Source organism: Myroides sp. LoEW2-1, from assembly GCF_009767705.1.
Lineage (GTDB): Bacteria > Bacteroidota > Bacteroidia > Flavobacteriales > Flavobacteriaceae > Flavobacterium > Flavobacterium album_A.
In genome coordinates this window covers 1-6,116 of record NZ_WSPP01000144.1, presented here as the reverse complement: position 1 = coordinate 6,116, position 6,116 = coordinate 1, and the positions used below count along the sequence as shown (strand labels likewise).

5 protein-coding genes are annotated in these 6,116 nt (G+C 36.7%); all 5 read left to right on the top strand.

Going from position 1 to position 6,116, the window contains the following annotated elements; all coding sequences use genetic code 11:
• The first annotated feature begins 339 nt into the window (after positions 1–339).
• The 5 genes from GOQ24_RS09120 (at position 340) to GOQ24_RS09100 (ending at position 6,048) form a co-directional block, all read left to right on the top strand.
• Positions 340–1,941 (top strand): fumarate hydratase, encoded by a 1,602-nt coding sequence (locus GOQ24_RS09120; protein ID WP_160339529.1) that lies wholly within the window; start codon positions 340–342, stop codon positions 1,939–1,941.
• Positions 1,942–2,045: 104 nt separating this feature from the next.
• The gene (locus GOQ24_RS09115; protein ID WP_155091538.1) at positions 2,046–2,789 is read left to right on the top strand and encodes a hypothetical protein; all 744 of its coding nucleotides are present in this window, start codon (positions 2,046–2,048) and stop codon (positions 2,787–2,789) included.
• A 356-nt stretch (positions 2,790–3,145) separates the two neighbouring features.
• Positions 3,146–4,495 (top strand): SWIM zinc finger family protein, encoded by a 1,350-nt coding sequence (locus GOQ24_RS09110; RefSeq protein WP_160339528.1) that lies wholly within the window; start codon positions 3,146–3,148, stop codon positions 4,493–4,495.
• 192 nt (positions 4,496–4,687) lie between these two features.
• Entirely contained in the window at positions 4,688–5,431 is a 744-nt protein-coding gene (locus GOQ24_RS09105; protein ID WP_160339527.1) for an SDR family NAD(P)-dependent oxidoreductase, read from the top strand.
• A gap of 455 nt (positions 5,432–5,886) precedes the next feature.
• Positions 5,887–6,048 (top strand): hypothetical protein, encoded by a 162-nt coding sequence (locus GOQ24_RS09100; protein WP_243731263.1) that lies wholly within the window; start codon positions 5,887–5,889, stop codon positions 6,046–6,048.
• Positions 6,049–6,116 lie beyond the last annotated feature (68 nt).

The window sequence follows — 6,116 nt, the reverse complement described above, 5'->3', positions numbered from 1 at the left end:
ATTGATAGCTTCTCAGATAAGCTCCATTTCTTGTATTTCATAAGTCCAAAGTTATGTAATTAATTTACTAGTTTCACTCCAGCTTATTTAGGGGCTAAGATACGTCTGTACTGTGTAGATTGTGTTCTTTTCAACAATAGAGGTGCAATTTTTTGCACCTTTTTTTCGTGAGATGCAAGATATTTCATGAACCTTAATGTATTGCGTAGTACGATTGTTATTTAGAAGCATTACAAATGCTGTTGAAGTCTTGTATTCATTGGTTATTTAGAAGTATTCTAAGGATTTTTGAACGCTATATTTAGTAAATTTACTTCTCAGAAATAAACTAACAATTCAATGGACTTCATATATCAAGATCCGTATCCAATACTGAAAGACGACACGGCTTATAAAAAGATATCTTCTGACTATGTAAAAGTAGAAAAGTTAGGAGATAGAGAAATTTTAGTAGTTGATCCTAAGGGGATTGAATTAATTGCTGAAACGGCTATGACAGACGTTTCTTTTATGTTGAGAACAGCTCACCTTGAAAAATTGAAAGCTATTTTAGACGATCCAGAAGCGACAGATAACGATCGTTTTGTAGCGTATAATTTATTGCAAAATGCTGCGGTAGCAGTAGAAGGTCAATTGCCATCTTGTCAAGATACAGGAACGGCGATTGTCGTTGCGAAAAAAGGGGAGAATGTATATACTGGGACGAATGATGCGGAGAGCTTATCAAGAGGTATTTTTGAAACATATCAAAAGAAGAACTTGCGTTATTCTCAGATTGTTCCAATAAGTATGTTTGAGGAGAAAAACTCTGGATCTAACTTACCAGCACAAATTGATATTTATGCGACACAAGGGAATAAGTATGAATTCTTATTCTTAGCGAAAGGTGGAGGTTCTGCTAACAAAACATTTTTGTATCAAAAGACGAAGTCGTTATTGAATGATAAAAACCTTACGGAATTTATCAAAGAGAAAATAATGGACTTGGGGACAGCAGCTTGTCCTCCATATCACTTAGCATTAGTGATTGGTGGTACATCAGCTGAGGCTAACTTAGCTGCTGTGAAGAAAGCTTCTGCAGGATACTATGACAACTTACCTACTTCTGGTAACATGGGCGGTCAAGCGTTCCGTGACTTAGAGTGGGAGAAAAAACTACAACAAATTTGCCAAGAATCTCAGATTGGAGCACAGTTCGGAGGTAAGTATTTTACACACGATGTTCGTGTGATTCGCTTACCACGTCATGCTGCATCATGTCCTGTAGGTTTAGGTGTTTCTTGTTCAGCAGATAGAAACATTAAGGCAAAAATTACTGCTGAAGGTTTATTCGTAGAGCAGTTGGAAACTAATCCAGCTCGTTTTTTACCTGAGACAGCACCACATTTAGAGGAGCCTGTGGTAATTGACCTTGATAAACCTATGAAAGAACAATTGGCTGAATTGACAAAACATCCAATTAAAACACGTTTAATGTTGAATGGTACAGTTATCGTGGCGCGCGACATCGCTCATGCTAAGATCCAAGAAATGTTAGACAATGGACAAGAAATGCCTGAGTATTTCAAAAATCACCCCGTTTACTATGCGGGACCTGCAAAAACGCCGGATGGTATGCCTTCTGGTAGTTTTGGACCGACAACTGCAGGCCGTATGGACCCTTACGTTGATAGCTTCCAGGCTGTAGGTGGTAGTATGATTATGTTAGCCAAAGGTAATCGTAGTCAAGCTGTTACTGATGCTTGTAAGAAACACGGAGGTTTCTACTTAGGTTCTATTGGTGGACCAGCAGCTATCCTTGCAAAAGAGAATATCTTGAGCGTAGAGGTAGTTGACTTCCCTGAATTAGGAATGGAAGCGGTGCGTAAAATTAAGGTGAAAGATTTCCCTGCCTTCATTATCACTGATGATAAAGGAAATGACTTCTTTCAAAACTTATAAGAATAAACTAACAATTTAATAATCGGAAAAGGCCGATACTCGTAAGAGTATCGGTTTTTTTTTATTAGGTGTTAGCTGATTGTTTTTTTGGGTATATTTAAGCTATGAAAAAATCAACTTATTTTCTTGTTTTATTGCTATTAGTACTATTGGGCATAGGGACTAAGTATTTTGCAATGGTTGTATTCTCTTACCATTTTAGTGATGCGTATTGGTTTGGGGTGGGCGCCGTGCTGGTAACTTATATTTGGAGTAAAAAAGATTTTACTGGAAAACCGTGGTTTCTAATAAAGGAGAAGAGTAAAGAATCTACCAAAATGGTGGAAGTAAAACAAGAGAATTTACAAGTAGATAAAAAAGTTCTTGAAGGGTTTAAGGAATTGATAGGATTAAGTGTTCCAAATAATAAAACAAAAGATGAGTTAATAATAGTTATTGATCGTTTGCCCAGTTTACCAAATTATCATGAAGAGTTTATTGAAGAAATGGATGCCTTGCGTTATGTTAGTTTTCATTGTAATGAAGAGGCTATTGATTTTATTATTTCTTTAGACTGGAAAGAAAGGGTAGATGAATTTATCTATAGAATCAATAGTTCATTAGATAATATTTGGAATATAACCATAAAAAATATACCAACGGTTAGGAATTATCCATCTAATGGTTCTGTAAATTCTACAACAGTGTTTAAAGATGTTGATGTAGTATTGCGTCAACATCGACTGCAATTAGGGTTTTTTGATGTGGATGAAGATTGTTATAAGTTTTTTGTTCATAGGGTGGAGGATAAGGACTTGGTAAGAATTGCTGTTGAAAAAATAGGGTATAATTATTTTGAATGGAAGTAGTACATGATAATAAAACACTAGGACATTCTATACTTTTAATAAAAGGTTTGTTTAATTTAACTCTTTAGGTTTATATAAGTTTGATAAGGTTTTTGGATATTGACGGTCGTAAAATCTATACTTCGTTGTTAGTACATAAAGAGAATACTCAGTTAGATGTAATATTAAAAAGGTATCAAGTGATAGAACAGAGTTTTAAATCTAAAGAATAATATAAATAGCCCTATTCTAGTAAAGAATAGGGCTTTGTTGTTTTATCCATTTATGGAAGAGAGTTATGCTTGTCAGATGTGTACAGTTCTAGAAGGTTATATTTCTATGAATTTTAGTACCTTGCCTTATCATTATACACTACTATGAACGACCTATTATCATACATATACAACAATCCATCAAGTCTTACCAAAGGAACAGGAGGGGACGAATTATTCTTAGCGAAGTACAGTGAGATACAGAAGAAGACAGATGCTCCATGCTTTTTTTGGGGTAATGTGAAGGATCCATTTATTATGGCACGTTGTTTAATCGCGTTGTCTAATGTGGTGAAGTCAAGTTTTAATTTATCTCCTGCTGATTTGGCTAAGCTAAAAGACCCTATCGCTACGGCTGGGGATGGTAGAGTGCGCTTTGAGGGATTTTCTCATTGTGCAGGAGTATATGCAAGAGTAGATGTGTTGCCTGATGGGTTAGATGGAGAGTTTTTAGAGAATGGGACTACGAATGTAGACTTTAACCAACCGATGCTTACTGCGCTGAATAGCATTAAGCAAAAGGAGAGTGTACTGCTGTCAATAGGTCAGAAGGAGGTTAGTATTCAGACGGAGAATAAAAAAATAGTGGAACGCAAAGTGCCTCTTCCGATTAAGTGGATTAAAGGATTGAGTACAGTACAGATTTACCTGTCTAAGGCAGAACGTGTACATACGTTTAATAAAATACAGGCTCAACAACTGTTTAGAGGTATTCCGAAAGGGATTGTGAAGAATGATTATTACTTGATATTGAGAGGGAATATGCCTTCTTTTTCTCCTGTTAAATCAAACAATGGTATTTGTGTAGGAGGTATTCACCGTTTACGATTATTAGAACCTCTATTGCCCTATATGGATTATATGCAGGTTTTTCCTCATCCTGATATGCAGAGCACCACCTGGCAGTTGTATTTTGGAGATATTCGATTTAGTTTGTCTTTATCTCGTGAAGCTTTTAGAGGGTTCTCGGGAGAGGGAGCGGCTTTAGAGTCGTTAATAGAGGATGTGGATGACGAGTGGATAGATGCGATGGATAAATATGCTTATGCGAATCAACGCTTTAACCCGACGATGTTTGCGATGGAAGAAGGGATGAGTTTCACTGATGCAGATAGTCTGACAGGGCGATTAGCCGCTATGGGGTTGTTAGGTTTTGACTTAGATGACAATGCTTTCTTTTACAGAAGGTTACCCTTTAAGTTAGAGCGCATTCTAAGTCTAAATCCTCGTCTAAAGAATGCAGAGAAACTAATTGCTGAGAATAAAGTAGAGATTATTAGTGATGCTAATGGACGGGTAGAAGCTCGTGTAGAGGGAACTGGTGGTGTGAGACATACAGTAATCTTAGATGGCAACCAAGAGCGATGTACTTGTGAGTGGCATGGTAAGTACCAAGGGGATAGAGGAATGTGTAAGCATGTGCTTGCAGTAAAGAAGTTGACAACTGGGAGTTGATACTTTTACCTATTGGTCGGATTATAGATTCTTACTGATGTAACTTTTGACTTACTTTAACTTTAAAAATACGTGTAGTTGCAATAGATAACTTTTTTGTTTTAGTATAAGAACAGTGATTTTTAGAGCGTGTGATTTTGGTTATGACTGTGGTAAACTGTAAATTTATAGTAAATCATAAAAACCACTTATATGAAACAATTAGAAAACAAAGTAGCAATTATTACTGGAGCTGCTTCTGGAATAGGTAAATGTGTAGCAGAGTTATTTGTCAAAGAGGGAGCTAAAGTTGCAATTGTAGATTGGAATGAAGCAGAAGGTAAAAAAGTAGTATCAACATTAGGTGAAAATGCCATTTTCATTAAGGCAGATGCTGGGAAGGCTCAAGACCATGAGAGAGTAGTGCAAGAAACGGTTGCTGCTTTTGGTCAATTAGACATTGCTGTTAACAATGCAGGAATTGTTGGAGCCTTTGCTGTAACTGGCGAATATGGTGTAGAGGATTGGGATAAGGTGATCAGTATTAATCTCAATGGGGTATTCTATGGTATGCGCTATCAGTTGCCTGAAATGTTGAAAAAGGGAAAGGGAAGTATCATCAATGTATCGTCAATCTTAGCTGAGGTTGGCGTGGCTAATTCATCTGCTTATTGTGCAGCAAAGCACGGTGTGAACGGTTTGACGAAGACAGCTGCTTGGGAATATGGTACGAAGGGTATTCGCATTAATGCTGTGGGGCCTGGTTATATAGGTACTCCACTGGTGACAGAGAGTTATAGTGATGAGGTTATTAAAGAACTTTCTTCTCGCCACGCAATGAATAGACTCGGTAAGCCTGAAGAAGTAGCTGAGCTAATTTTATGGTTAGCAACTGATAAATCTTCGTTTTCTACAGGAGCATATTACCCTGTGGATGGAGGTTATTTGGCAAGGTAGATTGAGAAGTGTTAATAACGATAAATCTATGTTAATTATATTTTTGGAAACTCGTTTTGAAGTTTTTAAATAGTAATTTCATAGTACTTTAATATACTACAACTGAGTAAGTGTTTTAAGACTGCACTTGCTTGGTGAAATAAATAAGCACTTTTTCATTATATTTTTTTTAAGCCGACCTTTTTAGGTCGGCTTTTTTCGTGTTGAGGTGTGGCAGTTTAACTACTCTGAGCTTCATATTGTTGTTATGGGTATTAAAGTTTTAATGGTTATATGTAGAAAGTTTATTTTAATGGCAATCAATGAATAGTGGTTAAACTTGGTACTGTAAGCAGTGTTTTGTGAATGTAAGTAACTGAGGAGCAAAATAAGAATGGAGATGAATGCAGAGCTCTTGAGTTAGACAGCAAGTTAGTTCAGTTAGAGTAGAAGCTCGTGTAGATGGAAGTGGAGGTGTGAGACATACGGTAATCTTAGATGGTGACCAAGAGCGATGTACTTGTGAGTGGTATGGTAAGTACCAAGGAGATAGAAGGAGGCGTAAGCATGTATTGCCAGTAAAGAAGTTGACAGTTAAAGGTTATGGACTTGGTAACTTAGCCTGGACATTAAGTTAAGCATAAAAACTTATCTTTGAATTATGAAAAGAATTAGAAAGGCCTACGATGCTGCATTTAAGCAGCAA